Genomic DNA, 24,958 nt, shown 5'->3' with positions numbered 1-24,958 from the left:
ATATATCTTTCGAGTTCGATCAAGACGGATATCGTCTGGATATGGAATTTCGCCAGCTCCAACTCTTCGTCGCAGTGGCGGAAGAGCTGCACTTCGGCCGGGCCGCCGCTCGGGTGGGGATGGCTCAGCCCCCCTTCAGCCAGCAGATCCGCAGGCTCGAGACCGAGCTTGGAGTTGAGCTGCTCACCCGGACCAGCCGGCGCGTGGCCCTGACCCCGGCGGGGAGTCGGCTCCTGGAGGACGCCCGGGAGCTTCTGGCGAAACGCAAGGACGTGATCACCGCCGTTCAGCGAGCGGCCCGCGGGGAGAGCGGAACACTGAGGATCAGCTTCGGTGCGTCGTCGGCCTTTGGGCTCCTGCCTGGCATCGTACTCCGGTTCCGGTCACGGTTTCCGGAGGTGACACTTCATATCGACGACCGAGAGCGGCAGGAGATCGGTGCGGCGCTCCTGGCCGGAGACGTGGACCTGGCGATCCTCCGGGCGCCTTTCAGGTATGAAGGGGTGACCGTCGAACGGCTGCTCCGAGAGCGCTTCATCCTGGCGCTCCCGGCGTCGCATCGCAGAGCTCGCGAGAAGGTCTTCGCCCTGTCGTCGCTGGCGAGCGAGGCCTTCATTCTGTTCCCCCGGCACTCGGCACCCGGTCTGCACGACACGATCACGAGCATGTGTGTGGCGGCGGGGTTCTCGCCCCAGATCCTCTTGGAGGCCGGTTCCTGGCCCTCCGTCCTCAGCATGGTCGAAGCGGGCCTCGGTATCACCATCGCTCCCATGTCGGCGCGAGCGCTTCGGCTGAAGGGAGTGGCCTTCAGGGAGTTGCGCGGCGCCTCGGGATGGGCGGAGCTGGCGATTGCCTTTTCAGGTCCGGAACCGTCGCCCGCCGCGGCGCACTTCCGTAGGATTGCCCACGAGACGGTCGCACGCGTCGAGTGAGCCTACCCTTTTTTCGGGCTGTCCTTCAGAAGCCCGAGCCGCACCAGACTCTCGGCGGTGGCGACGAGGGACTCCTCGTTCGAGCGCGGTGCCCAACCCAGCATCCGCTTGGCCTTTTCGTTGGTGGCGTTTTTCGTCTTGCCGAGCTCGGGCAGGATCTGACGCACCGCGGGGTCTCTCAGCGCGGCGAGGTGCACCAGCCAGTTGGGCAGTTGTAGGGTCGGCACGCGTCTGGCCCATGCGCCCATGCGGTCCTTCAACACCTTGGCGATGCCGATGATTGGCATGAAATCGCCCGCGACGGCGAGGAAGCGTTCGCCCTTGGCCGAGGGATGGGCCATGGCGCGGATGTGCAAGTCGGCGACATCTCGTACATCGACGATGCCGAAATAGAGCCGCGGGCACCCGGGCATGGCGCCGTCCATCAGGCGCTGCACCATGAGGATCGAGGTCGAGTAGTCAGGCCCCAGGACCGGGCCGAACACGCCCACCGGATTGATGACGGAGAGCTCCAAGCCGCCGCCTTCGTTGGCGATGAAATCCCAGGCCGCGCGTTCGGCCAGGGTCTTCGATTTGACGTAGGGGATGACGTCATCGCCCTGGAGATCCGTCCAGTTCGACTCGTTGAACGGCGTTCCTCGCGGATTCTGGCCATAGCCGATCGCCGCGAACGAAGAGGTCAGCACCACGCGCTTGACACCCGCGGCGCGTGAGGCACGCAGGACGCGCAGCGCGCCTTCGCGTGCGGGCACGATCAGTTCCTCCTCGTTCTTGGGAATGTTCTGAGGAAAGGGCGACGCCACGTGCAGCACGAACTCGCAGCCGGCGACGGCTTGCGGCCAACCCGCGTCGTTCTCGAGGTCAGCGGCGACGAATGACAAGCGATCGCCCGGCTCGGCACCGCCTTCCTTCAACATGGCGCGCACGTCGCCCTCGCGCTCGAGGCTGCGCACCGTGGTGCGCACCTGATGGCCCGCCGCCAGGAGCCGCAGGATGCAATGGCTGCCGATGAAACCCGATCCACCTGTCACCAGGACTGTGCTCATCCTCGTACTATGCAGGACGAAGTGGACCGGTCGCCAATCATTCCCTGGGTGATACCGGCGTTGTTACGCCGCTCGCGGCGCGTGGCGCGGCTGACGCGCTGGTCGCGCCAGGCCGCGCGGCCCTCCTGGGTATGAAACGGCAAAGCGCGTACCCGCCGGTACGAGGCGGCAGCGGCAACCAGGAAGAGCGCGCTCCACGCATGACGCAAGTAATGGCTCAGCCACGCCCAGTTACCAAGAGGGCGCTCCACGGGCGGCGGAGACCATCGCCGCGCCCAGCTCACGCCAACGACAAGCAGGGACTGGAGCGGCTGTGCCGCCGACGACGGGCCTGAAAGGCGTGACGTTGTCGTGGAAGCGGCGGGCTCAGACGCGCTGGGCGTAGAACTCCACGATGAAGGGCTCGTTGAGCGTGACGGGAATCTCCTCGCGCTCGGGCTCGCGCACGCAGCGCACGCCCTGGCCCCCGTCGAGCACCTGGAGATAGCCCGGCACCTGCCGGGCCTTCATCCGCTCGAAGCTCTCCTTCACGATGGGCAGCTCCCGGTGCGCGAGCGAGAAGCGCACTTCGGAGCCCACCTTCACCCGGTAGCTGGCGATGTTGGTGCGCCGCCCGTCCACCAGCAGGTAGCCATGGCGCACGAACTGGCGCGCCTGGCGGATGCTCGTGGCCAGCCCCGCGCGCAGCACCACCACGTCCAGCCGCCGCTCGAGCAGCTGCAAGAGCACCCTGCCCGTGTTGCCCGGCGAGCGGCGCGCCTCGAGGAAGGCCTTGCGGCACTGCGCCTCCATCAGCCCGTAGTACAGCTTGAGCTTCTGCTTCTCGCGCAGCCGCTGCCCGTAGTCGCTCACCGAGGGGCGCGCCGAGGCGCCGTGCTGCCCGGGCGGATAGGGCCGGCGCAACGCGGGATCCTTGTCCGGGTCCTTCGCCGTGATGTTCGACAGCGCAATCCCCAACCGGCGGCACACCCTGCCCCGAGGTCCCGTATTCCGCGCCACGTCTCGCTCCTTCCACCCGGCGGTCGTCGCCAAGTTGAAATTGATTATCACTATCAATTTCAACTACACGAACCTTCCGGGCGCGTCAAGGGACGGCGGGGGCGGAATCGTGCCGGTACGCCCGCAGGGTATCGAGCCGCGAAATCGACCCCTCCAGGAGGCCGACGCGGTCAACCGAAGTGGAAGGCCCCATGTCCACGAACGACAGGCCGCATCGGGAAGGCCAATGTCTCGAGGCGAAGGGCCGTCCCTACCGCGAGCGTCCCCCTTCCCTCGGGCGGGGACATGGCATGTCTGAATCGCGTGGCAAGGATCGCTATTACCGCGCCTTGCACGAGGTGAAGCGCGTCGTGCCGGGTCGTGCGGCTCAAGTTCTTTGACACCCTCTCGGGCTCGAGGCTCAGCCATCCCGGAGGCATGATGCCCTTCATGACCACCGACAGACTCGAAGACCTGGGCCGGGCGACGACGTTCGCGGAGCTCCACTCCCGCCTCCACCTTCACCGGTGGGAGGCGGAACTCCATGAGTTCGAGCGCCCCAACGGTCCGCCTTCCTGCACGGTCCGCATCATCGACGGGGGCGTTGACGGTTCAGGAGACATCGACACGGGCGACGGCCCGTACGTCGTCCTGGTCGACGGTCCCCTCAAGTCACCCGGCCACCTCAACCTGTGGACTGACGACTATCGCCCCGGGCTCGTCATCGTCAGAGGGGACCTCCAGGCCCGAACGCTCTCGTTCGGCAATGGGGCGCGGGTCTTCGTTGAAGGCTCGGTGTTCGTGGACGACTGTCTCTTCGGCCAGTACGGGGACCGCAATGCCGTCCTCAGCGCCACGGGTGAGCTGCGCGCGAGGGCGAGCTTCCTCGGGGCGCATGCCTACATCTATGCGGACGGAGGTGTGCGTTCGCTGCTCTACGCGCCGCGCGGAGGCTGGGAGACGCTGGATCCGGACATCGAGAACGAAGGGGTTGGGGACGGAGCAGACTTCTTCGACCCGGCGGTGCTCGACCGCTATGGCGACCTCGATTTCCAGCTGGCAATCCAGGCCGCCCGCGAAGGTCGGCCCCTGTTCCTGCCAGGGGTCGAGGAGCGATTTCCCGCTCGGCTGACCTCACGGAGGACGAAGTAGGGCTCATCCGTCCGGTGAAGGTCGGCAGGCCCGGCGCCCCGAGCCCGGTGTGTCCTCAGGAGGGTCAGCCCTTCGCGCCCATGCGTGCTACTCGGGTTCGTCGGAGCAAGGCCCCAGCTCGGCCCGCGCCTCGAGGACTTCCCCGGGGTAACCCGCGCGCCAGGGCCCCCACTCCGTCCAGGCCCGCCGAGCCTCCTGGCAGGCCTCCGCGGGGGCGCCGGACAACCGCAGCGCCCGGGCGAGCCGCCGCCGGGCCAGGGGAACCCGAGCGGACGTGACCCCCTCGCGCGCGAGCGCCTCCAGCGCCGTCCGCAGGAACGGCACCGCCCGTTCAGGAGCGTTCCCCGCGAGGTGGATGTCGCCCAGGAGCACCAGCGCCTTGATGCGCTCCGGCGCCAGGGGGCCCCTGTCCCGTTCCAACGCCGCGAGCGCCCGCTCGGCTTGCGTTCGCGCCTCCTCGACACGCCCCAGGAACAGCAGGGCATCCGCGAGCCAACGCAGCCCCTCTCCATCCACCTCGTCCCGGGCGAGCAGCGGCTCCTGGAGCGCGACGCCGCGCGCATGGAAGGCACGGGCCTCCCGCGCGCGCCCCAGCAACCTCAGCAGCCTTCCCACCTCGTGCTGGTCCAGGGCGACCTCCGGGTGGGCCGCTCCATACGTACGCTCCCGGTGGGCCAGGGTGCGTCGGGCATGCGCCAGCTCGGCTTCGCGCTCCCCCAACTCCCCCAGCACTCCCAGCCGGTTCGACTCCAGGACCATCAACATGGACGCCGCGACATCCGGGGCCACGCTCTTACGCGACAGCGCGAAGCCCCGTTCCGCGGCCTCGCGCGCCTGGGGGCCATGTCCCCACTCGAAGTACACGAAGGCGAGGTTGGACAGAGTGCGTGCCACCGCGAGGTGCCCCTCTCCCAGGACACGCTGGAGGATGACGAGCGCCCGCTGGATGACGGCCTCCGCGCGCGACAACTCTCCCGTGTAGCCCAGCGTGCCCCCCAGGTTCGCCAGCGCCCGCGCGGTGTCCCGATGGTCGGGGCCATGGAGCTCCTCATGGAGTCGGACCGCCTCCTCCTGCCAGCGCTTCGCCTCGAGGAGCCGTCCTTGCTGACGGGCCAGCAGCCCCAGGCGCCCGGCGAGCTCGGCGCGCGTGGCGGCGTGCGACGCGCCCTTCGCGATGACGCGGTCGAGCGCCTGGCGCAGCAGGGGCTCCGCCTCGGCGAAGCGGCCCTCCTGTTCGAGCAGCTCGGCGCGGACATAGTCCAGCAGCGCGTCGAACTCGGGGTCGCGCAGCGGCTCCGCCACGGCCTGGGCGCGTTGGAGGTGGGCCCACGCCTCCCGCGTCTGCCCCAGGCCATGCACGGTCACCCAGGCCAGGCTGTAGAGCGCCCGCGCCAGCACGCCATGGTGTCGCCCGGCTTCCGCCGCGAGGGCCGCCTGGGCCGCGGAGTCCCGGGCGGCATCGAAGGCGTTCGCATCCGACTGGATCATCGAGCACAGCACATGGGCCTCCGCCTCCACGGGGCGGTAGCGCGTGCGCACGGCGCGCTCCCGCGCGGCCAGTGCCACCTTCAGGGCCTCCGGGGTATGCCCCGCGAGCAGCTCCGCGTTCGCCCGCGCCAGCTCCACCCGGATGGCCGCCACCTCCGCCAGGACCGCCGGGTCCTCGGGCGGCGCCACCGCCTCCTGTAACGTCCTCACGTCGGAACAGCGCCGCAGGCTCGCCAGGGAGCCACCCAGGCCGAAGCCACGCTCCACCGTGCGGGCATCCGCGCCCTGGAGCACGGACACCAGGCGAGTCACCTCCCCCAGCCGCTCGTCGAGGCACGCCATGCGCAGGCCCAGCACCTGGTCCGACTGCTCTCCCCAGACACGCGTGGCCTCACAGGCCTCCTGGTGCTCGCGCACCCAGTCCGCCTTCCAGCGCTCCAGCGCCGCCGCCACCGCCGCGAAGGAGGCCTCCGCGTCCGTCGAGCCCGTGGCCAGGAACGCGCGGTGGAGGGCCTCGCGGGCCGCCCCGTCCCAGACTCCCGCGAAGTGACGCTCGCTCCCCTGACACAGCTCGCGCGGTTCCCGCCGGGCGAGCACGCCCAGCGCCGCGGCGACCAGGACGCCCGCCAGCGCCACCAGGGTCCGGTTGCGCCACCGTGCGACAGGGTCATGGGCGAGCCGCGCGCGCAGCTCGCCCATGGAGGCGAAGCGCTTCGACGGGTCCTCGGAGAGCCCCCGGCGGACCACGGACCGCAGCCAGGCCGGGACACCGGGCCGCTCCGGCCGCACGGCCTGACGCGCCATCCCCTCCAGCAGCGCCTCGCGGGTCGTCCCCTCGAAGGGGCGCTGGCCATTGAGCGCCTCGTAGAGCGCGACGCAGAAGGAGAACTGGTCGGAGCGGGCATCGCCGCGCTCGCCACGCAGTTGCTCGGGCGCGCCGTAGGCCAGCGTGCCCAGCAAGGCCCCGGTGACGGTGAGCGAGTCACTCGTCGTCGAGGTGTCGGACGCCGCTCCCGCGCCGGGCGATGCCGTCGCGTGGGCGAGGCCGAAGTCGGTGATGCGGACGACGCCGTCCTTCGTGAGCAGGACGTTGTCCGGCTTGAAGTCGCGGTGGACGATGCCCAGCGCGTGCGAGGCGGCCAGCCCGTCCGCCGCCTGGATGAAGCGCTCCAGGACCTCCCGGCGCGAGCGAGGCCGCTCCGCCAGCCAACGCCGCAGCGTTCCGCCCTCGAGGAACTCCATCACCAGGAAGAGCTGTCCTTCGTACTCGCCCACGTCATGGAGGCTGGCGACATGGGGATGGGACAGCTGCGCCATGGTCCGGGCCTCGCGCTCCAGCCGCTGTCGCGCCAGGTCCAGCCAGTCCCCGCGGAGGCGCTCCGGATTGAGCAGCTTCAGCGCCACCTTGCGGTCCAGGTCGGGGTCGTACGCGACATGGACGCGGCCCATGCCACCCTCGCCCAACAGGCCCAGCACCACGTAGCGCCCCACCCGCGTGCCCGTGGCGAGCAAACCCGCGCCCATCGAGGGAGGTGGTTCCTCCGACGCGCTCAGCGCGGCGAGCACGCTCCGGCACTCGGCGCAACCGGAGATGTGGGTGCGCACCGAATGCTCGCGCTCGACCGACAGCAGGCCGTTCACGTAGCGAGCGAGGTCGTTCTCGTCCGGACAGCTCATTTCTTCGCCGCCAGGAGCCCGGACAGGCTCAGGTCGAGGCGGCCGTGGATGGCGCGCATCACGCTGTCCAGCTCCTCCGAGGAGAGCGCCAGCCGCTCCGACAGACACCGGCGCGTGCGCTTCTCCAGCAGCGCCTGCACGCCGGACAGCCGCCGGGACAGGGTGGACTTGTGAAGGCCGAACAGCGCCCCCATCCGCTCCAGGGAGAGCCGCTCCACGAAGTGCAGGCGCAGCAACTCCCGGTCCTCGTCGTCGAGCGACGCCACCGCCTGCACGAAGGCGGCGCGCACGTGCGCGCGGGCCTCCTCGCGGACCAACCCCAGCTCCAGGCCCCCTTGCGCGGGGTGCGCGGCGAGCACCTCGGCGTCCACCTGGGCCTCCTGCCCATGAGCCTTGCGCATCCGCAGCGCGAGCCGCACGGCGGCGCTGTTCACCCAGTGGAACAGCGAGCCCACGCCCGCGTAGCCCGCGAGCCGTGGCGCCGCCCCCACCCGGGGCATGAGCAGGTTCGCCCGGAGCGTCTGGAGCACCTCGTCCACGAACGCGGGCGAGGAATGGAGGCGGGAGAGCGGCACGCGCAGCCTGCCCAGGACCTCCTCCTCGAGCAGGTCCGCGGCCCCGGGCGTCTCCAGGGCGCAGGCGAGCGCGAGCGCCAGGTCTCGCGCATGCAGGCGCTCCAGGGCACGCGCGGGGTCGTCCGCTTCGGCGAGCCGCGCGCCCAGGTGCCGCGCGAACACGCGCGGTTCGGGCGCCACGCCACGCAGCGAGGCCGCCGCCTCGAACGCCCGGGAGAGTCCCTGACGCAGCCCGGGCTCCGCCCGCAGCCGCTCGGCGGCGACCGCCGTCATCGAACCGAGAACCGTCTCGAGAAGCTCCTCGGGGAGAGGGATGTCCGTGCGCATGGGCTCGCGAGTCCAGGGGCGCACCGGCCAACGCCCCCCCAGGGCTCTCGTAGCACGAAGGATACGCGGTCCGCCTCGGCCCGACGTGCCCCCTGGAGGGCTTTCACTCCGAGCCCGGGCGGCCTCGAGACGCTGCCGCACAGCGCGGATCTGCTGTAGCCATGGAGCAAGGCACGTACCTCGAACCGCTCCCGCGTCGTGCTCGTTGACCGCACACGGTCGTGACCCATAGCGTGTACCGCCTCCTCTGGAGGTGGCCGTGGCGATCGTGGCGGCGGACGTGGTCAAGGGACTCCTTGGCGCGGTGGCGACGAGCGCGGGGGTCAACCCCTTCCTCAGGTGGCTCCTCGACAGCGCGATCTTCCCGGGGCTCCTCAAGGACTGGCTGTTCCCCATGCCGGCCGAGGATCTCTTCCGGGTCCTCGAGTCGCGCATCACCGCGCTCGTGGACAAGCGGGTGGAGGTCGCGGTGGGGGCGGCGGCATTCGAGCGGGTGAAGGCCGACCTCCAGGGGCTCGGGGCCGCGTTCGCCGACTACGCCAACGTCGTGGACCTGGACGAGCGGCGGTACCGGCTTGCCGTGCTGCTCGTCCAGGCCGATATCTCGGCCGCGAGCGTGGAGGCGGTGCCCGACCGGTACCTGTACCTGCTGACGGATGCGCTGGTGGTCATCGCCGTGGCGCACACCGCCGCGCTTCTCCACCAGGTGCAACAGCACCCGGAGCGCTACGAGAACCAGATCGCGCTCGACACGGCGGCCATCCGCTACTCCGAGCTGGCGGGCCGGCTGCGCGACCGCTTCCTCTGGTACCGGATGGGACAGATTGCCGGCGGGGTCGGCGAGGTGATGGAGAAGGAGATCGACCGGCGCCCGAGCGCGACCGGCGAGAAGAAAATCGTGAGTTTCTCCGCCTATGACGACATGGCGCTCTGGTGGATGAGCCCGAACAAGTACCGGACGGAGTTCCTCGGCGGGCTCGAGACGGGCTGGGTGCAGGCCATCGGGATGGAGCCCGCCTACTTCGAGAAGAAGCAGGAGGCCGCGGCGCGCGTCGTGGCCTACGGGGATGAGCAGAAGCAGAAGGTGTACGACTGGTGGGGCGAGCACCTCACCAACCACACCCAGGAGCTCCTGAAGCTCGTCGATTGGAAGGGGCGGGAGAGCGGGAGGAAGCCTCGTGATCGGACGGTGGTGCGCGCCTGGCCGCTGGGGCGTGTGGTGGAGCCTGACGCCTCCGCCACGGCGCTCGACCGCATCGACCTGTTCCTCGCCCAGCAGATGGACACCTTCTCGGTGTCGGGCCCGCGCTACGTCCAGACCTACCGCGTGCCCGGCGAGCCGCGGGTGGGCACCCAATCCAACTTGTTCTACCGCGCGGACACGTACGACACGGCCGTCGCGTCGATCTACTTCGCGGCGCGCGGCGATCTCCGGCGCGCGGGCGACCTCGCTGACGGGCTGTGCATCGCCCTGGAGCACGATCCGATCGGCGGGGGCCGCATCGTCGCGGCGACGCACGCCACCGCGCTCCTCGACCGCGCCGAGGGGTACGCCACGTCGATCTTCCCCGCCGACGGCGCCACCCGCGATGTGGGCAACGCGTGCTGGGCCGGCATCGCGCTGACCCGGATGTACGCGGCCACGCGCCAGTACCGCTACCTGCACCACGCCATCAGCATCGCGCGGTGGGTGTACACGGAGCACGCGTCCAAGGACGCCTGGCAGGGGTACACCGGCGGCGAGGATGCGTGGGGGCAGAAGCGCGCGTGGCGGTCCGTCGAGCACAACGTCGACGCCTTCGCGCTCTTCACCAACCTGTACCGTCTCACCAGCGAGGAGCGTTGGGTCGCGGCCGCCCAGCGCGCCCAACGACTGGTGAAGGCCTGTCACGTGCCGGAGGGCTATTACGTGACCGGTACCGGCGTGGGCGACGTGCTCAACGCGGGTGTCGTGCCGGCCGATGTGCAGACGTGGACGGCCCTCGCGGGGTTGAACCCGGCGGGCAACGCGTCGAGCCTCCGCTTCCTGCTCGATCGGCTTTCGACCACCACAGCGGGGTTCGCGGGGTTCAAGTTCGCGCTCGCCGGCGAGGGCGTGCAGAACGAGGTGACGGCGGGGGCTGCGATGGCGCTTCATCTCATGGGCGGCGACCTCCGCGACGGCGCGGAGCCCTACTTCGACAGCCTGGTCCGCCAGCAGCTCGAAGCGCCGGGGACTGTTGGCGCGGGGCTCGTCGCGACCCCCGGGGCCGAGGCGAAGACGGGGGAGGGCCTCGGCTGGTCCTACTTCAACTGGCCCCACGCCGCGTCCAGCGCGTGGACCGGCCTCGCGCTTCTCGCGCGGGACGATGCGCGCGCCAACCCGTATTCTCCGGTGAGGTAGCGGGCCTCCAGCAGCAGGCCACACGAATGTGCATCGCCGTGCGCACACCGTTCCTCGGTGGCGACGGCGGCTCGGGTACGATGAACCATGAGTGAAAAACGCGGAGTCCTCGTTGCCTCCGAAGCAGGCATTTCCATCCGAGCCGTCCGGGACGTGACCGACGCCATCGGCGCATGCTTCGGGGCGGAGGGAATCCTCTTCACCGAGGAAGACCTCGCCCCGGAGTTCTTCAACCTTCGCAGTGGGCTGGCGGGCGAGTTTCTTCAGAAGTTCGTGAACTACCGGCTACGCGTGGCGCTCGTCGTGCCCCACCCGGAAGCCCACGGCGAGCGATTCAAGGAGCTTGCCTACGAACATCAAGTGCACCCCCTGGTGCGATTCGTTCGTTCCCGGGCGGAAGCCGAAGCCTGGCTCCGAGCTTGACGCGTTCATCCAGTCCTGGATGGCTCGACGCCGGAGAGCACACCAACTCCCGCCGAGCGGTCGAAAACCTAGATCGGCATGAAGACCTTGAAGCCGCTGCGGCCGCCCGCGCCCAGGGTGTTGCTCTCCACGAAATCGCTGTAGGAACTGCGGCCGTCGCCCGAGGTGATGGCGGTATGGCCGTAGATGCTGCCAAGGCGCGTGGAGGTCTTCTCCCAGGTGAGCACGAGGCCGGGGATCTTCAGCGCTTCGGCAAGCGACAGGTTCACCTGCTTGAACTTGTCCCTCGGCAGATTGTCGTCGATCTGGTTGCCGTTGCCCCACACCTTGATGCCGTAGGTGCGCTGAATGGCGCGGCTCACGCCCGTGGCGCAGAGGCCCTGGCTCGAGTAGCCACCCATGCCCAACGCCACCGAGCGGGCGTTGTTGGCGAGAGCGGAGTTGCCGCGCACGCCACCGGTGCTGGGGGGGGTCGTGGGCGTGCCGCTCACCGTGATGCCGAGCTGGTTCCAGGTCTTCGGCCCGACGACGCCATCGGCGACCAGGCCCTTCGCGCTCTGGAACGCCTTCACCGCCGCGGTGGTCTTCGGACCGAACTGACCATCCGCCGCACCGGCATTGAAGCCGAGCTGATTGAGCCGGTTCTGAAGCGCGGTCACCGGAGCGCCACTGTGGCCCTGCTTGAGGGTGGGGCCGCTACCGCCCGGAGCCGAAGGAGCTGCCGCGCCATTCAGCCTGGCCCACGTCTTCGGCCCGACGATGCCGTCGGCGACGAGGCCCTTCGCGCTCTGGAACGCCTTCACCGCCGCGGCCGTCTTCGGACCGAACTGGCCGTCGACCGCGCCCGGCGAAAAGCCCGCCTTGGCCAGCGCCTGCTGAAGGGTCTTCACCGAAGCGCCGGACGAACCGAGCTTCAGGGTGGGCATCGAAGGTGAGCTGGCTGCGGAGAGGGTGATGCGCGCGGCGGAGGAGACTCGCATTTCGAAAACCTTGTGAAGTGTGACCGTGGGAAGGTTATCGCCCCCAGGGGGCTGCAAGTTGCGGAGGACGCGGGTTTTTCTGGGGCACCGCGAAGCGCAGGCCGCCGACCGCGCCCATCGCATCGGCCAGCAACGGCCGGTCATGGTCTACCGGCTGGTGTCGCGGGGAACGGTGGAGGAGAAGCTCCTCACGCTCCAGGACAAGAAGCGCGCGCTCTTCGAGTCCGCGCTGAGCGGAGAGTCGGGAGGCGCCGCCATCACCCGCGCGGACCTGATGCAGCTGCTCGACTGAGGGGCGAGGACTTCTACCCGTCAGTAGGGGAGGGTGCAGTTCTCGTTGCCCGTCAGGGGCTTGTTCACCGTGGACTCACAGGCGCACAGGCCGCCGCCCCAGCACTTGAACGAGTTGGTCGTATCGCACAGGTCGTCCACCCGCTTCCAGCGCTTGAGGACCTTCGGGTCGTCCGCATCGCTCATGGTGAAGAGCTCGTCCCCACGGACGGCGTAGGCGACGGTATACGTCCAAGTATCGTCCAGCTGCTTGTTCCTGGACTCGTCACAGAGCGCGAACTCCACCACTTCCAGCTTTCCGTTGGTCACCTTCCAGGTCCCCTGGTAGTTGCGCCAGACAGACCCCAGGAAGAGGATGTTGTCGCCCTTGATGTACATCGCCTCCGCGTAGCCGATGCCGCGGCCCTGCTCCAGGCGATAGATGCCATCCTTGATGGTTCCTCCGGTCAGCGCCGGCGCGTCCGTCACCTCGGTGTCATCCCCCACCATGTTCGTGCACCAGGCCATGGCATGGCACTGGAACTTGTCCCCATCCTCATTCGCGTTGGAGTCGCCACACGCCGTGGCGAGCAGGGACAGCGACAGGGACAACGCCAGCGCACGCAGCATCTTCTTCTTCATCGGGTCCTCCTGCATCGAGTCGTGGGGAACCAGCCCCCAGCAAGAGGAGACAGCCCGGGTATGGGTGTTGCGGAAAATCGACACGCGAGCGGGCGCAGTGTCCCAGCTCGGCCCGCGCCTCAAGGTGTCTGAGAAGGTGTCAAAGGACGCTGAGAAGGTGTCAAAGGACGCGACCGGCGCCTTGGCACCAGTGCTCCCCCCGAAAAAACAAAAGGCCCCAGGTTCCGGAGAACCTGGAGCCCTGAAGAGTGGAGGCGGCGGGAATCGAACCCGCCGCTCGGAGCGGGGCCCGCGAGGCGGATGCCGGCCCAGGGACCACCCCTGCTGACGTGCGACATTCAGCCCTGCGGCACCGACCAGCTGCCCTTCCACTCGGAGGGGCTGTCCGGGTGCAGCGAGGTGAGCTTGTAGTTGCAGTGCTTCTCGCCGCTCGGGTCCGGGCTCCGGATGGTGTAGAGCGGCGACAGCCGCGAGCCGCGCTCCGCACCGGCGTACTGCACCTCGTACTCCTTGCTGGTGGTGTTCGTGGTGGTCGTCTCGCCGCGCTCGGTCTTGCGCGTCGTGGTGCACTCCGCCTCGAACTTCACCTTCCAGGTGCCCTTCTCGCCAACGCGCGGCACCTTGAGCTCGGCGCGCATCATGTACTCGCCCGGCGGCAGCTCCTCGGCGCTGGTGCCGAGGAACTCCTCGCAGTCGCGGCCCTGGCCCTTGCAGATGCCGATGCTCTGGTCGCTCCAGGGCTGCACGCCCGCGCGCACGTCCGAGAGCAGCGGGCCCACCAGGCCCTCCTCGAAAGACGTGAGCCCGGACGCGCCCCCGGAGGAGGTGGAGCAGTTGGTCGAGCTGGCCGCGCCCGCCGTGCCACCGCCCTTGCACGCCAGGAGCGTGCCCGCCGCCGTGAGCGCCAGGATGAATGTCCGCATGGTGTTCCCCCCTCCTCGGCATTCAGCGAAGTCTTCCTCGGCAACTGAGCCCCGAGGCTGTCAACGGCCCCTTGTGCACTGTAAGTAAAAAACATACAGTCGACATACGTAGCTCCCCGCGCTCGGAGGAACACGTATGCCAGCTGCAATCGAAGAGCTCGCCAGACCCGTCATCATCGGCCGCTCGAGCTCACACTTCACGCGCATCACGCGGATATTCGCCGCGGAGATGCGCATCGACTATTCCTTTCGGGTGGTGCGCGATCTCATGTCCTCCAATCCGGAGGACTACGGCGGCAACCCCGCGCTCAGGATACCGTCCTTGCAGACGCCCCAAGGTGTCTGGTTCGGTGCCCTCAATGTCTGTCGCGAGCTGTGGCGGCGGTCGAGTCCCAGACCCCGCGTGGTATGGCCCGAGGATCTCGACGAACCGGTGCTCGCCAATGCGCAGGAGCTCGTTCTCCAGGCCATGGCGACCGAAGTGTCGCTGATCATGGGCAAGCTGGCCGACGCCAGCGACAGCAATGCCCACCACGCGAAGATGCGAAAGGGGCTCGTCAACATGATGTCGTGGCTGGAGGAGAACGCGAGGTCCGCGCTCGCCGCGCTCCCGCCGCAACGGGACCTGAGCTACCTGGAGGTCACGCTCTTCTGCCTCGTGACTCATCTGCAGTTTCGGGACGTCCTGCCGACTGCCTCCTATTCCGAGCTGAACGACTTCTGTCAGCGGTTCGCGACGCGGGCTTCCATCCAAGAGACACCCTATCGCTTCGACACGTGAAGTGGGCTTGCTCTGGTTTCAAATGAGAGGAGACGTATGAACAGCAGGTCCACATCGAATGGGTTCTTCCAGGGTCTTACATGGACCACCGTGATGGTGGTGCTGAGCATGGCCGCCCTGACAGGCTGTGGTGGGATGGGACAGGAGGGCTCCGAGCTCCAGCAACAAAGCATGACCCTGTCCGTACCGTCGAACGTGCAAGCGTTCTATGCGGAAGCACGGTGGGGGACTCGTTTCGGAGTCACTGGCCCCTATTACGGCCCCCTGGGCCACCGGGGTCTCGACATCGCCGCCAGTGGTGGCCAGCCCATTCCCGCGCTGCGCTCTGGCACCGTCCGCCGCGTCCAGTACTCCTCCATCGTGGGACACACCATCGCCGTGGAATCCGCGCCAGGCGATTTCTCCGGATACGACCACGTCATCCGGACCCGGGTCTCCGTGGGAGACTTCGTTCAGCAGGGTGACATCATCGCCTATGCGGCGAGCTACGGGGATGATCATGGGTCGGCGTGGACCGGGCCGCATCTTCACATCACCCGGGGAACCACGGATCGCTGCGTGTTTGGCGAGAATGTCAGCGATCCCGCCCCCCTCATCCGGAACGTGCTCGGCACCTCCTCCGGCGGAGGAACCTCCTCTGGTGGGGGTTCCGGAGGAATCCAGGTCAGCGTCGAGGAGGGAAAGATTCTCCAGCGCGTCGCCCAGCGGGGTGGATACACGGGCCCCGTGGACGGCGTACCTGGAACCAATACATGGAAGGGCGTGCAGACCGTCATCTCCCAGAAGGGCTTCTACTCCGGACCCATTGACGGCATCCCAGGTGAGAACACCTGGAAGGGCGTCCAGAGGCTCGCCCAGCTCGGCGGGTACACGGGACCCGTGGATGGATTCCCGGGACAGTATACCTACGCGGGTCTCAACAACTGGCTGGCCCAGAACCCCGGAACACCTCCACCGACTGGGATGCTCGGTGTCTATGGAATCGATGTCGGCACGACCCAGCGTGATCTGGACTTCAACGCCATTCGCGGTGCCGGCTATCAGTTCGCGATCGTCAAGGCAGGCGGCTCCAACGTCACCCCCATCTACGTCGCGCCGTACTATGCCCAGCAGGTCGCCCGGGCTCGCGCGGCCGGGTTGATCGTCGGGCATTATTGGGTGGCCGGCTCGAACAACCCCGCGGGTGATGCCCAGTATTTCATGGACCACCTGTATGACCACCGGCCAGGTGACCTCCTGGTCCTCGACAACGAGGCGATCGACAACGGCATCTTCTGGAACGACTCCATGACCGCGACCTTCATGCAAGCGGTCAAGGCTCGCCTGGGCAAGGCGCCGTTCCTGTACACCTATTCGAGCCTGCTCACCTCCCACACCTGGCCCCAGACCCAGGCCGTTGGCTCGAAGCTGTGGGTCGCCCACTACACGGGCACTCCGGGCAACCCGACGATCGGGTCTGCCTTTCCGACGTGGGAGATGCATCAGTACACCTCGTCCGGAAACCAGAATGGAATTCCTCTCGACTTGAACGTCGCCAAGGTGTCCGCGTTCGCCGGACTGAGTCAGCCACCGGCTGGCGCGACGCCTCCCCCGCCGACCGCCATACCGGGTGGTGGCTCTGGCGGAGGCGACCCCGTCATCACCACCGAACAGGGAACCATTCTGCAGAACCTGGCCCGACGGGGCGGCTATACCGGTCCCATTGACGGCGTCCCCGGTGTCAATACCTGGATGGGGGTGCAGAGAGTCCTTCGCGAGCTGGGGTACTACGACGGGCCCGTCGACGGCGTTCCGGGCATCAACACCTACAAGGGTTTGCAACTCCTTGCCCAGGACGGTGGCTACACGGGTCCAATCGATGGCATCCCCGGGCCCAATACGTATAACGGAATCCAGGCGTACCTGAACGGGTCATCCGGCGGTGTGCCTCCTGTCAGCAACGCGCAGGGGGTGACACTGCAACGGATCGCTCGAGCCGGTGGGTACACCGGCGCCGTGGACGGCGTCCCAGGCACGAACACGTGGAAGGGAGTCCAGCAGGTGCTCGGCGGCTACGGATACTCGGGGCCCGTGGATGGCGCCATGGGAACCAACTCGTATGCGGCGCTCCAGCGCTTCGCCGCGAAGGGAGGCTACACGGGCCCCATCGACGGAGTCATGGGAACCAACTCCTGGAAGGGCGTGCAGACCGTCCTGCGAGGCTTTGGATACACAGGCCCCATCGATGGCGTCATGGGAACCAACTCGTACGCGGCGCTCCAGCGGGTCGCGCGGCTGGGCGGGTACATGGGTCCCAGCGATGGCGTGCTGGGGGTGAACTCGTGGAAGGGCCTCCAGACCTTCTTGAGCGGCGCCGGGTACACGGGGCCCATCGATGGGGTACCGGGAACGAACACCTACAAGGTGCTTCAATCCCTGGCGAGCCGCGGCGGCTACGCGGGCCCGATCGACGGCATCCCCGGACCCAATACGTACGCGGGCCTGGCGAACCTGCTGGACTGAACTCCGTGAGCGCGTTGGCGCGTCGATTTGAGCGCGCCACCGCGTGGCGGGATGAACGTCTAGCGGCCCATGGCCGAGGACATGGTGCCCGCCCACTGCCAGGGGGCGGCGCGGTCACCGGGCAGCGAGTTGAAGTACTCCCAGCTCGCGACGCCACCGAACTCCTGGTACGAGACCACGAGGCTGCGCACGGTGTTCTGCGCGGTGGTGATGTCCACGTAACCCGAGCCACCGTTGCCGGGGTTGCTCAGCATGCCGGCCACGACCTTCTGCGCCGGGATGACGCGACGGTTGACGATGGTCTGGTAGCCCGAGGGCGTGCCCATGTAACCCCAGCCATTGTAGAACTGGGCGTTGAACCAGGAGATCTGCGAGCCCACGCTCTGGTAGAGCTGCTCGTAGTTGAAGCCGGAGAGATTGCCGCCGCCGTAGAGCGCGGTGGCCACGGGGGCCAGCGTGATGACGAAGTTCTGGCCGAAGTCGGCGCGCAGGGCGCGGATGAGGCGCTCCATGCCGGCCAGCGACATGTACTCCTCGACGTCCAGGTCCACGCCATCCAGCTTGTACGTGGTGATGATGTTCTTGAGGATGGGGTAGTAGGTGTTGAAGTCGGTGTCCAGGCGCTGGAAGCTGCCCTGGGCGGCACCGCCCACCATGCCGAGCACGCGCACGCCCCGGGCCTGCATGGCCGAGAGATCCGCCCACATCTGGGTGAACCTGGCGTCGCTCGGCGGATGGTCGTTGAGGTGCACCTGGGTGGGGGAGTTGAGGTGGATGGCGGCGACGATGACGTCGGTGACGCGGGTGTTGTTGTTCGTCAGGCCGAGCGGCGACACGTACACGCCATTGACATACTGGGTCTGGTAGTAGACGACGGTGCGGCGGCTGTTGACGGGGCGCACGTTGGCGGTCCATTTCTGGGCGCCGGTGCCGTTGCAGTCATAGAGCTGGAGCTTCGTGCCGCTCGCGCTGTTGCCGTCCGTGACGTCCAGGCACTTGTTGGCCTGGGGATTGACCAGATCATTGGCGGCGGTGTGGATCCACTGCTGGGCGTTGGTGCCGTTGCAATCCCAGAGCTGGATGGCGGTGCCATTGGCGGTGCCGGAGTTGGACACGTCCAGGCACTTGCCGAAGGCGCGGAGGGTGCCATCGGCGACGAAGGACCAGCTCTGGGCGTTGGTGCCGTTGCAATCCCAGAGCTGGATGCGGGTGCCATTGGCGGTGTTGCCGTTGGGCACGTCGACGCACTTGCCCGCGAGCCCCTTGATGGGGCTGGTGATGTTGGGCGCCGCGAGGGCGGAGGAGGCCAGGGGAAGGGCGGCGATCGACAGCGCCGCGGCGAGGGAGGTGACGAACCGTGGAGTCATGGCTGGAAGAGAGGCAGCCACGGCTTTTTTCGGGTTTTCGAGGAATACAGGCCCGGCCCTCCCAGCCTTCTTGAACGCCTTCACGCCGTGTATCCAAGAACACAGGAGGAGACACCTACTTGCGGCTCAACGACGGTGCGGGGGCGCAGGTCACCGCCAATGACGACAGCTGCGGCGGTCTGCTCTCCTATCTGAGCTACACCGTGCCCTCGGGCGGAGCGGGGACCTACGTCGTCCGTGCCGGGTGCTTCTCCTCAGCTGCAGCGGCACGGTGTCCTACCTCATCACAGGCCCATGACCTGGGGGAGGCGGCTCATGGCCGGATCACGGTCTTCTTGAACGGACCGCCATGGGCCGCGGCCTGCATCGTGGAGCTCGAATGAGCACGGCTAGGTGACGAGGCGCCCCGCGCGGGCGAGCCGGAGCAAGCCGGCGCGGGCCTCGGACCACTGCCGCGTCAGCGCCTCGGACGGCTCGCCCAGCCTGCTCACCGCATCGAGCAGCGGGAACGTCGAGGCCTGCGCACGCGGGCTGGGCGAGCGATCGGCCGTCGGGAGGATGGTGGTCATCCCGGCATGGGCCTGGCGCTCGACGCGCACGACGCCGTCGGGCCAGCGCTCGACGAGGGCATTGACGACGGTGGCGGCCGCGGCCTCCGGCAGCCGCTGCTCGGTTGCCTCGGCCCACCGCACCAGGGCGGCCAGTCCGCGCAGCACGTCGTAGAAGTAGAAGCGCGGGAACGTGAGCGCGCGCCAGGCCACCGCCGCACCGCGCTCCTCGGCGTTGTGCACGGTCCGCGAGTCGTGAATGAGGGCACGGTCAATCAGGAAGCCACCGGCGCGAGTGGCAAAGGCGCGCTGCTCGCTCGCTCCGGCTCCGCCGAGCAGCATGGCCTCGAGCGGCGCGACAGTCCCGACCATCGAGCTGGGGCACTCGCCGGTCTGGAGGTACGCGGTGTTGTCGCAGTTGAGGCCGCCATCGGCCATCTGGTACCGCACGAACCAGGGTTTGACCCAGGGCAGCGTCCGCTCGACGTCGATGCCGCACGCGGCGAGCACCGGGTACATCGTGCCGAGGGCGCAATGACAGGCACTGTCGCGCTGCGTGTCCGCACCCGGAGCATCGCTCGGGTGGATCGGGAAGAGGTGCAAGAGGCGATCGATCCTCGCGGCCATCGCCGCGGAGGTGCGCGAGGGGATCTGGCGTGCTTCGCCGAGCTCGTGGAGCAGCAGCATGTGCCACCACGGGGAGTTCCACTTGGGCCAGTACGGATCGCGCTCGATGCTGTGCAGCGCGGCATCCGAGCCGAGGTAGGCGACGGAATCGGCAACCCCACGCTCGACCTCTGCGCTCCGGGGTGGGATGGGGCTGGGAACGGCGGCAAGCTTCTCGAGATCGATCGTCATTCGCGGCTCTGGTCTGAGAGGCCTCTTAACGGGGGAGCCGCTCCCGGGCGAGTGCTATTTGTGAAGGGGTGAAGGCGCTGGTGCCCAGTGGACCTCGCAACGCATAGGGCGAATAGATGGCCTGTCGAGGGTGAGGGCTGGTGCAGAGGGGCCAGCGCCGCGGTTCGAGACGACCGCGGCGTTTCGCTTTCGTACGCTCAGGCCGGCAAGATACTACGCGTGGGCTGCAGGACCGCCTCCGAGAGCGCCGACATGCGCACGGGATCAGCGACCGCGTACTCCGGATCGGCGAGCATGTCCGCGAAGGCGCGCCGGCTCGGATAGCGGACCAGGGCGACGGTGTCCCAGGCCTGGCCCGGCTCCGCCGCGAGCGGCGTCGTGCCGTCGCCCGCGTAGAGGATCTCCGCGCCGTAGCGCGCGACGAGCGGACCCGCCAGCTGCAGGTATTCGAAGTAACGCTCCCGTCCGCCGTCGGGGCGGAAGCGGAGCAGGTTGAGCATGACGACCGGCGCGCCGTCGTCCTCGCGGAGGAAGCGATCGAGATCGGCGGGAGTGAACGCAATCATTTGGATTCCTTTCGTTACTCGAGAGTCTGCTTCGGTACGTTGCTGAAGATGTGCGGTAGCGGCGCAGCCCGTCGCGAGGAAGAGCCCGACCGAGACGAGGAGCGCCCGCGCCTTGCGGTGCCCGACGCTCGCGCGGTACACCGCCGCGGTCCATGAGCGCCATCGACTTCGAGGTCTCCGTTCCGCAGCTGCGATGCTTCATCGCCGTGGTGGACGCCGGCTCGGTCGCCGAGGCCGGTCGCCGCCTCGGGATGTCGGCGGCGAGCGTGTCGAAGGCGCTTACCCGGCTCGAGGAGGGCGCCGGCGTGCGGCTCCTCCACCGGTCGACCCACGCGCTTTCTCTCACCGAGGCCGGAGAGGCGCTGCTCGAGCCGGCGCGCGAGGCCGTGCGCGCGGCGGAGGCCTTCGAGGAAGCGGCCGGGCAGGCCAGAGGCAGCGGCGACGCCGGCGTCGTGCGCATCACCGCGGCGGTGGGGTTCGTCCGGCACGTCCTCGTGCCGATGCTCGGCGAGCTCGCGCGGCTTCATCCCGAGATCCAGCTCGACGTCCGCGCGACGAACGAGATCCTCGATCTTGCCGACGGCGGCATCGACCTCGCGATCCGATCCGGCTCCCTCGTCGGTCTGCCAGGCCACATCCATCAAACCTGGTTCACGTGCCCGTGGGTGATCTGCGCCGCGCCGAGCTACCTCGCCCGGCGACCCGCGCCGCGGACGATCGCGGAGCTCGACGAGCACGACCTCGTCAGGTTCCGGAACCCCCAGAGCGGACGGATCCAGCCGTGGCCCCACCGGACGGTGGCCGGCACGATCGGGGAGACCTACCAGCCACGGGCGCGGTTCGCGTTCGACGACGGCGAAGCCGTCTGGGGTACGATGCTCGCGGGCGGCGGCATCGCATGCGTCCCGCTCTACCTCGCGGCCGCCTCGCTCCGGAACGGCGCGGCAGTCGAGGTCCTCGCTGATTTCCGCGGCGCCGCCGCGAGCGTGGTCATGCTGCGCCGGGATCGCCGGCTGACGCCCGGTCGCCTCGCCACGCTGATGGCCTTCCTGAGCGCGCGCGCCCCGGACTTCTCCGATCTCCTCTGACCCGCAGCGTCTTGACATGCCGACGACTCTGGCAGCGTGCGCGCGGTCGCTGTAGCCCTCGGGCGGGCAGGGCAGTGTTGCCCTCGCGGCAGGACCGTCACGGCTTGCAGACGAGGAGCGAGGGTCCTCGGACTCTCCCGGGGACTGCGAGCCAGGCGGCATCCCCCTCGGAAGGGCGTCTCGGATGCGAAGCGAGGGCGCCGCGGTGCTCTCGGCCAGCACGTCACCCTCGGACGAGGACCCCGGCCACTATCTGAAGCGCGCTGCGCTCGCCGCCATTGAGAAACCGGGCACCGTCACGCTCCCGATACGTGACAGACATCATAATCCTCATTACCTTGAGAAGACCTGAAAGCAAGAAAGGGGCTCGAGGATGTTCCAGCGTGCATGGATGCATGGAAGGCGGAAACGACGGACCCTGGGAATCGTCGCCTTGGGGGCGCTCCTGGTTGTCGGCGGGGCGACCATGGGGGATGCCTCGGCAACGACTCCAACGACGACCGCGCAGCCGACCACGACGACCACAGCATCCAGTTCCGGGAACACGTTTCCTGATCGTTGGAGTGTCGGTGCGCCGGGTGTCGGAACGTACAGCCAAACCGACGCCCATCTTCCGGTGCCGGCCGGCTACACGGAGATCTCACCACCAAACGGCGAATACGACCTCTATACCTGCGGATCCGTTGTACTCGACCACGTCTACATCCGCGGATTCATCTACCTCGGAACGAACTGCTCGGGCACGGTGACGATCAAGAACTCGATCATCGCGCCTCCCGCGGGGACCAACCAACGGAGCATCCTCAACAACTCGAACGGTGGACTCACGCTCAACATCATAGACACCACCATTCGTCCGGAACCCGTGCCGCTCGGCGGAACCAACGCCGCCCTCACGGATCACGCCACGAACGGATGCGCTCCGAACTGCTACATCAACATGAACCGTGTGGACGTGGCGAACAGTGGTGGCATGTGTCTCTGCGGGGAGAACACCACCATCGAGAACAGCTGGTTGCACGACAACTACATCGCTCACCTGGCCGATCCATCGGAGGCGCACACGGGTGGTGTGTTCCCGTACGGCGGTAGCGGTCCGGTCACGATTCGGAACAACCGTCTCGAGCCGGGCTTCAATGCCGGGACCGGGCAACCCGTGAACAACTACTGGCAGGCGATCACCGCAGTGCTGTTCACGCAGGGAGCCGATGGCACGGTGTTGCGCAACTACGTCGCCGAGGGCAACTTCATCTCTCTCGGGGCATTCGACGTGGGTGTCGAGAACGGTGAAGGACTCGTCTTTCGCAACAACGTGTTCGGTCCGAACCACTGGGGAGAGACCACGACGTGTAGCACGAGCTGCGGCGTCACCTACGCCGACTGGTCGGGCAACGTCAAGGGAGACATCAACGGCGTGAAGACTTCCGTGGTGGTGCCGCACCCGTAAGGCTCGAGAACGCGACCCGCGGCAGCTCGTCGCAGGTGGCGTTTTCGTATGTCTGCGCCGCATCCTTTCTCATCGCGGAGCAGCTGGCCCGGGACGGCCAGAATGTCCCCAGTCCATCTCTGCCTCTCTGCTCCCGCCCGTTCCCTTCAGGGGTGCTGGGTGATTCGCACTGCCGCAACCTGATGGTGGGATGGATGTGCCACCGCTTCTTCGAGACGAACCTCGCCTTCGAAGCCACCCGCCGAGACGGCCGGCCGCTGCTGTTCGATCGCGTGGGCGAACTTCACGGCCGGATCGGCCTCGAGCTTCTCGAAGAGCCGCTGCAGGTTCGGGAATGCACGGCGGTCGACCACGTGGTGGTACTCGGTCCAGCGGGCGATGCCGATGAAGTAGGCATCCACCAGGGTGCGGTGCTCGCCGAGCAGCCAGGGGCGGTCGCCGAGCAGGGCCTCGAGTCTGGCGTGGGCTTTCTGGACCCTGGCCCGACCGTAAGCGGTCAGCGCCTTCTTCGCCTCCGGCTCCAGCTCGTGCTCGTAGGCATACCAGAGCGGGCTGAACGAGCCGAAGAAGGTCGTGTTGAGGAAGGCCAACATCTGGTTCCAGCGGTCGAAGTCGTGAGTGCCTTGGGGGAAGGCGAGCCGCCGGTCGATACCGAGCGTGCCGAGGTGATTCATGATGGCGATGGTTTCGCTGATGACCCTGCCGTCGGCCTTCATCAGGGAGGGAGTCTCCGCGATGGGGTTGATGTGCTTGTACGTGTCGCTCGTGACGACGCCCGGCATCTCGATGCGGCAAAGCCGATAGGGCCGCGCGAGCCACTCAAGCGCGACGATGGAGCCGAACGAACAGCCTGACGGGACACCGTAGAAGAGGATGGGAGTCACGAGATTCTCCGTGGTCGAAAGCCCGTTGATTCGGGTGCCATCACTCTGTCGCGGTGGACTTTGACCGGGTAGAGGGCAGAACGGTGACGCAGCGTCTACGCATGTGTACTTTGGGACCTCGATGCTCAACCTCAATGACCTGGTGCTCTTCGTGGCCGCGGTCGAACACGGCGGCTTCGCGGCGGCGGCGCGTCGTCTCGGCGTGCCGAAGGCGACCATCAGCAAGCGGGTGGCGGAACTCGAGGCGAGCCTCAATGCCCGGCTCATCCATCGCACCTCGCGCAGCTTCACGCTCACCGAGGTCGGGCGTGATTTCCACGAGCACGCGCGCGCGGTGCTGATCGAAGCGGAGGCCGCCGAGCAGGTGGTGCGCAGGCGCGTCGCCGAGCCTGGCGGTACCGTTCGGCTGACCGCGAGCGTGCCAACGGCACAGCTCTACCTGGCCGAGCAACTGCCGAAGCTCGCGCGCACCTATCCCAAGCTGCGGGTGCATCTGGACGTGACCGATCGTTTCGTGGATGTCGTGCAGGAGGGCTACGACATCGCGGTGCGCTCCCACTTCGCACCGCTTCCAGCCTCGGGTCTGGTACAGCGGCAGCTCGTGAGCGAGCCCATCATCCTCGTGGCCGCACCCGGCTACCTGGCGGCGCGGGAGCCGCTGGAGCGGCCCGAGCATCTCGGGCGCCATGACGGCCTCGTGAACGCGCCGGGCTCGACCGGCTGGCGCCTGCGCGGCTCCGCGGACGAGCGCGTCGAGATCAGCCCGATCACCGTTATGGTGGCCAACGAATCGACCGTGCTGCTGGGAGCCGCTAAGGCCGGTCTCGGCGTGGCCTGTCTGCCCGAGAGCTTCTGTCGTGCGTCCCTGCGATCGGGCGAGTTGGTCCGGGTACTACCCGAGTGGGAGGCGGGGACCGTCACGACGACCCTCCTGATGCCCCACCGGCGCGGCCAGTTGCCCGGCGTTCGGGCGACGGTGGATTTCCTGATCGAGAGTCTCAGCGTGATGCATGAGAAGGATGGAAGGCCTGTTGAAGGCGAGACTCGTCGACCTGCTTGATGAGGCCCGGCCCGAGGGCAGACCGTCAAGCCTAGCCTGACAATGAGTTCGCCCGTAGCCG

20 protein-coding genes and 1 pseudogene are annotated in these 24,958 nt (G+C 68.1%); 10 read left to right on the top strand and 11 right to left on the bottom strand.

The features are described from left to right. Positions 1 to 41: 41 nt before the first annotated feature. Positions 42 to 932, top strand: coding sequence for a LysR family transcriptional regulator (locus JRI60_RS11055; RefSeq protein WP_204225808.1), 891 nt, complete (start codon positions 42 to 44; stop codon positions 930 to 932). Positions 933 to 934: 2 nt separating this feature from the next. Here JRI60_RS11055 and JRI60_RS11050 read toward each other — a convergent pair whose 3' ends face one another. Beyond that, complete coding sequence (locus JRI60_RS11050) at positions 935 to 1,978, bottom strand: SDR family oxidoreductase (RefSeq protein WP_204225807.1); 1,044 nt, start codon at positions 1,976 to 1,978, stop codon at positions 935 to 937. Positions 1,979 to 2,344: 366 nt separating this feature from the next. Continuing rightward, entirely contained in the window at positions 2,345 to 2,977 is a 633-nt protein-coding gene (gene rpsD, locus JRI60_RS11045) for a 30S ribosomal protein S4 (RefSeq protein WP_204225806.1), read from the bottom strand. A 429-nt stretch (positions 2,978 to 3,406) separates the two neighbouring features. Here rpsD and JRI60_RS11040 point away from each other — a divergent pair, with 429 nt between their 5' ends. After that, positions 3,407 to 4,108 carry a hypothetical protein gene (locus JRI60_RS11040; RefSeq protein ID WP_204225805.1) on the top strand — a complete coding sequence of 234 codons (702 nt, stop codon included), beginning with the start codon at positions 3,407 to 3,409 and terminating at the stop codon, positions 4,106 to 4,108. Between the two features lie 87 nt (positions 4,109 to 4,195). Here the strand turns inward: JRI60_RS11040 and JRI60_RS11035 are convergent, their stop codons facing one another. Both JRI60_RS11035 and JRI60_RS11030 read right to left on the bottom strand, forming a co-directional pair. Next, positions 4,196 to 7,273, bottom strand: coding sequence for a serine/threonine-protein kinase (locus tag JRI60_RS11035; RefSeq protein WP_204225804.1), 3,078 nt, complete (start codon positions 7,271 to 7,273; stop codon positions 4,196 to 4,198). After that, positions 7,270 to 8,175 carry a transcriptional regulator gene (locus JRI60_RS11030; protein WP_239470458.1) on the bottom strand — a complete coding sequence of 302 codons (906 nt, stop codon included), beginning with the start codon at positions 8,173 to 8,175 and terminating at the stop codon, positions 7,270 to 7,272. The genes JRI60_RS11035 and JRI60_RS11030 overlap by 4 nt, the downstream gene beginning before the upstream one ends. A gap of 259 nt (positions 8,176 to 8,434) precedes the next feature. Here JRI60_RS11030 and JRI60_RS11025 point away from each other — a divergent pair, with 259 nt between their 5' ends. Further along, complete coding sequence (locus tag JRI60_RS11025) at positions 8,435 to 10,558, top strand: hypothetical protein (RefSeq protein ID WP_204225803.1); 2,124 nt, start codon at positions 8,435 to 8,437, stop codon at positions 10,556 to 10,558. A gap of 87 nt (positions 10,559 to 10,645) precedes the next feature. Beyond that, entirely contained in the window at positions 10,646 to 10,981 is a 336-nt protein-coding gene (locus tag JRI60_RS11020; protein WP_204225802.1) for a DUF4180 domain-containing protein, read from the top strand. Positions 10,982 to 11,049: 68 nt separating this feature from the next. Here JRI60_RS11020 and JRI60_RS11015 read toward each other — a convergent pair whose 3' ends face one another. Next, complete coding sequence (locus tag JRI60_RS11015) at positions 11,050 to 11,907, bottom strand: peptidoglycan-binding domain-containing protein (RefSeq protein WP_239470457.1); 858 nt, start codon at positions 11,905 to 11,907, stop codon at positions 11,050 to 11,052. Between the two features lie 145 nt (positions 11,908 to 12,052). On the opposite strand from JRI60_RS11015, the pseudogene JRI60_RS11010 reads away from it, so the two are divergent. After that, positions 12,053 to 12,253, top strand: a pseudogene (locus JRI60_RS11010) (hypothetical protein); the annotation flags it as partial. Positions 12,254 to 12,273: 20 nt separating this feature from the next. On the opposite strand, the gene JRI60_RS11005 reads toward JRI60_RS11010, so the two are convergent. After that, complete coding sequence (locus tag JRI60_RS11005; RefSeq protein WP_204225799.1) at positions 12,274 to 12,873, bottom strand: hypothetical protein; 600 nt, start codon at positions 12,871 to 12,873, stop codon at positions 12,274 to 12,276. A 338-nt stretch (positions 12,874 to 13,211) separates the two neighbouring features. Continuing rightward, positions 13,212 to 13,796, bottom strand: a complete 585-nt coding sequence (locus JRI60_RS11000; protein ID WP_204225798.1) for a hypothetical protein — start codon at positions 13,794 to 13,796, stop codon at positions 13,212 to 13,214. 229 nt (positions 13,797 to 14,025) lie between these two features. On the opposite strand from JRI60_RS11000, the gene JRI60_RS10995 reads away from it, so the two are divergent. After that, a complete protein-coding gene (locus JRI60_RS10995; protein ID WP_275439188.1) occupies positions 14,026 to 14,577 on the top strand; it encodes a glutathione S-transferase domain-containing protein in 552 nt (183 codons plus the stop codon). Between the two features lie 108 nt (positions 14,578 to 14,685). Further along, positions 14,686 to 17,079 (top strand): GH25 family lysozyme, encoded by a 2,394-nt coding sequence (locus tag JRI60_RS10990; protein ID WP_239470456.1) that lies wholly within the window; start codon positions 14,686 to 14,688, stop codon positions 17,077 to 17,079. Between the two features lie 59 nt (positions 17,080 to 17,138). On the opposite strand, the gene JRI60_RS10985 is transcribed toward JRI60_RS10990, so the two are convergent. The 3 genes from JRI60_RS10985 to JRI60_RS10975 all read right to left on the bottom strand — a co-directional run bounded on the left by JRI60_RS10985 (position 17,139) and on the right by JRI60_RS10975 (position 20,418). After that, a complete protein-coding gene (locus JRI60_RS10985) occupies positions 17,139 to 18,446 on the bottom strand; it encodes a ricin-type beta-trefoil lectin domain protein (RefSeq protein ID WP_204225795.1) in 1,308 nt (435 codons plus the stop codon). A 389-nt stretch (positions 18,447 to 18,835) separates the two neighbouring features. Beyond that, positions 18,836 to 19,852: a hypothetical protein gene (locus JRI60_RS10980; RefSeq protein WP_204225794.1), complete on the bottom strand. Its 1,017-nt coding sequence runs from the start codon at positions 19,850 to 19,852 to the stop codon at positions 18,836 to 18,838. 197 nt (positions 19,853 to 20,049) lie between these two features. Further along, positions 20,050 to 20,418, bottom strand: a complete 369-nt coding sequence (locus JRI60_RS10975; RefSeq protein ID WP_204225793.1) for a DUF1330 domain-containing protein — start codon at positions 20,416 to 20,418, stop codon at positions 20,050 to 20,052. Between the two features lie 152 nt (positions 20,419 to 20,570). Between JRI60_RS10975 and JRI60_RS10970 the strand changes: the two genes are divergently transcribed. Continuing rightward, positions 20,571 to 21,506, top strand: a complete 936-nt coding sequence (locus JRI60_RS10970; RefSeq protein WP_204225792.1) for a LysR family transcriptional regulator — start codon at positions 20,571 to 20,573, stop codon at positions 21,504 to 21,506. Between the two features lie 373 nt (positions 21,507 to 21,879). Then, on the top strand, positions 21,880 to 22,953 hold the full coding sequence (locus tag JRI60_RS10965; protein WP_204225791.1) for a hypothetical protein: 1,074 nt from the start codon (positions 21,880 to 21,882) through the stop codon (positions 22,951 to 22,953). 146 nt (positions 22,954 to 23,099) lie between these two features. Here the strand turns inward: JRI60_RS10965 and JRI60_RS10960 are convergent, their stop codons facing one another. After that, complete coding sequence (locus JRI60_RS10960) at positions 23,100 to 23,837, bottom strand: glutathione S-transferase family protein (protein ID WP_204225790.1); 738 nt, start codon at positions 23,835 to 23,837, stop codon at positions 23,100 to 23,102. A 121-nt stretch (positions 23,838 to 23,958) separates the two neighbouring features. On the opposite strand from JRI60_RS10960, the gene JRI60_RS10955 reads away from it, so the two are divergent. Further along, positions 23,959 to 24,897: a LysR substrate-binding domain-containing protein gene (locus JRI60_RS10955; RefSeq protein WP_204225789.1), complete on the top strand. Its 939-nt coding sequence runs from the start codon at positions 23,959 to 23,961 to the stop codon at positions 24,895 to 24,897. Positions 24,898 to 24,958: the final 61 nt, after the last annotated feature.

It is taken from the genome of Archangium violaceum, assembly GCF_016887565.1.
In the GTDB taxonomy this organism is placed as follows: Bacteria; Myxococcota; Myxococcia; order Myxococcales; family Myxococcaceae; genus Archangium; species Archangium violaceum_B.
Note: the sequence above shows the minus strand (reverse complement) of the source record. Positions and strands in the feature narration are given on the sequence as shown.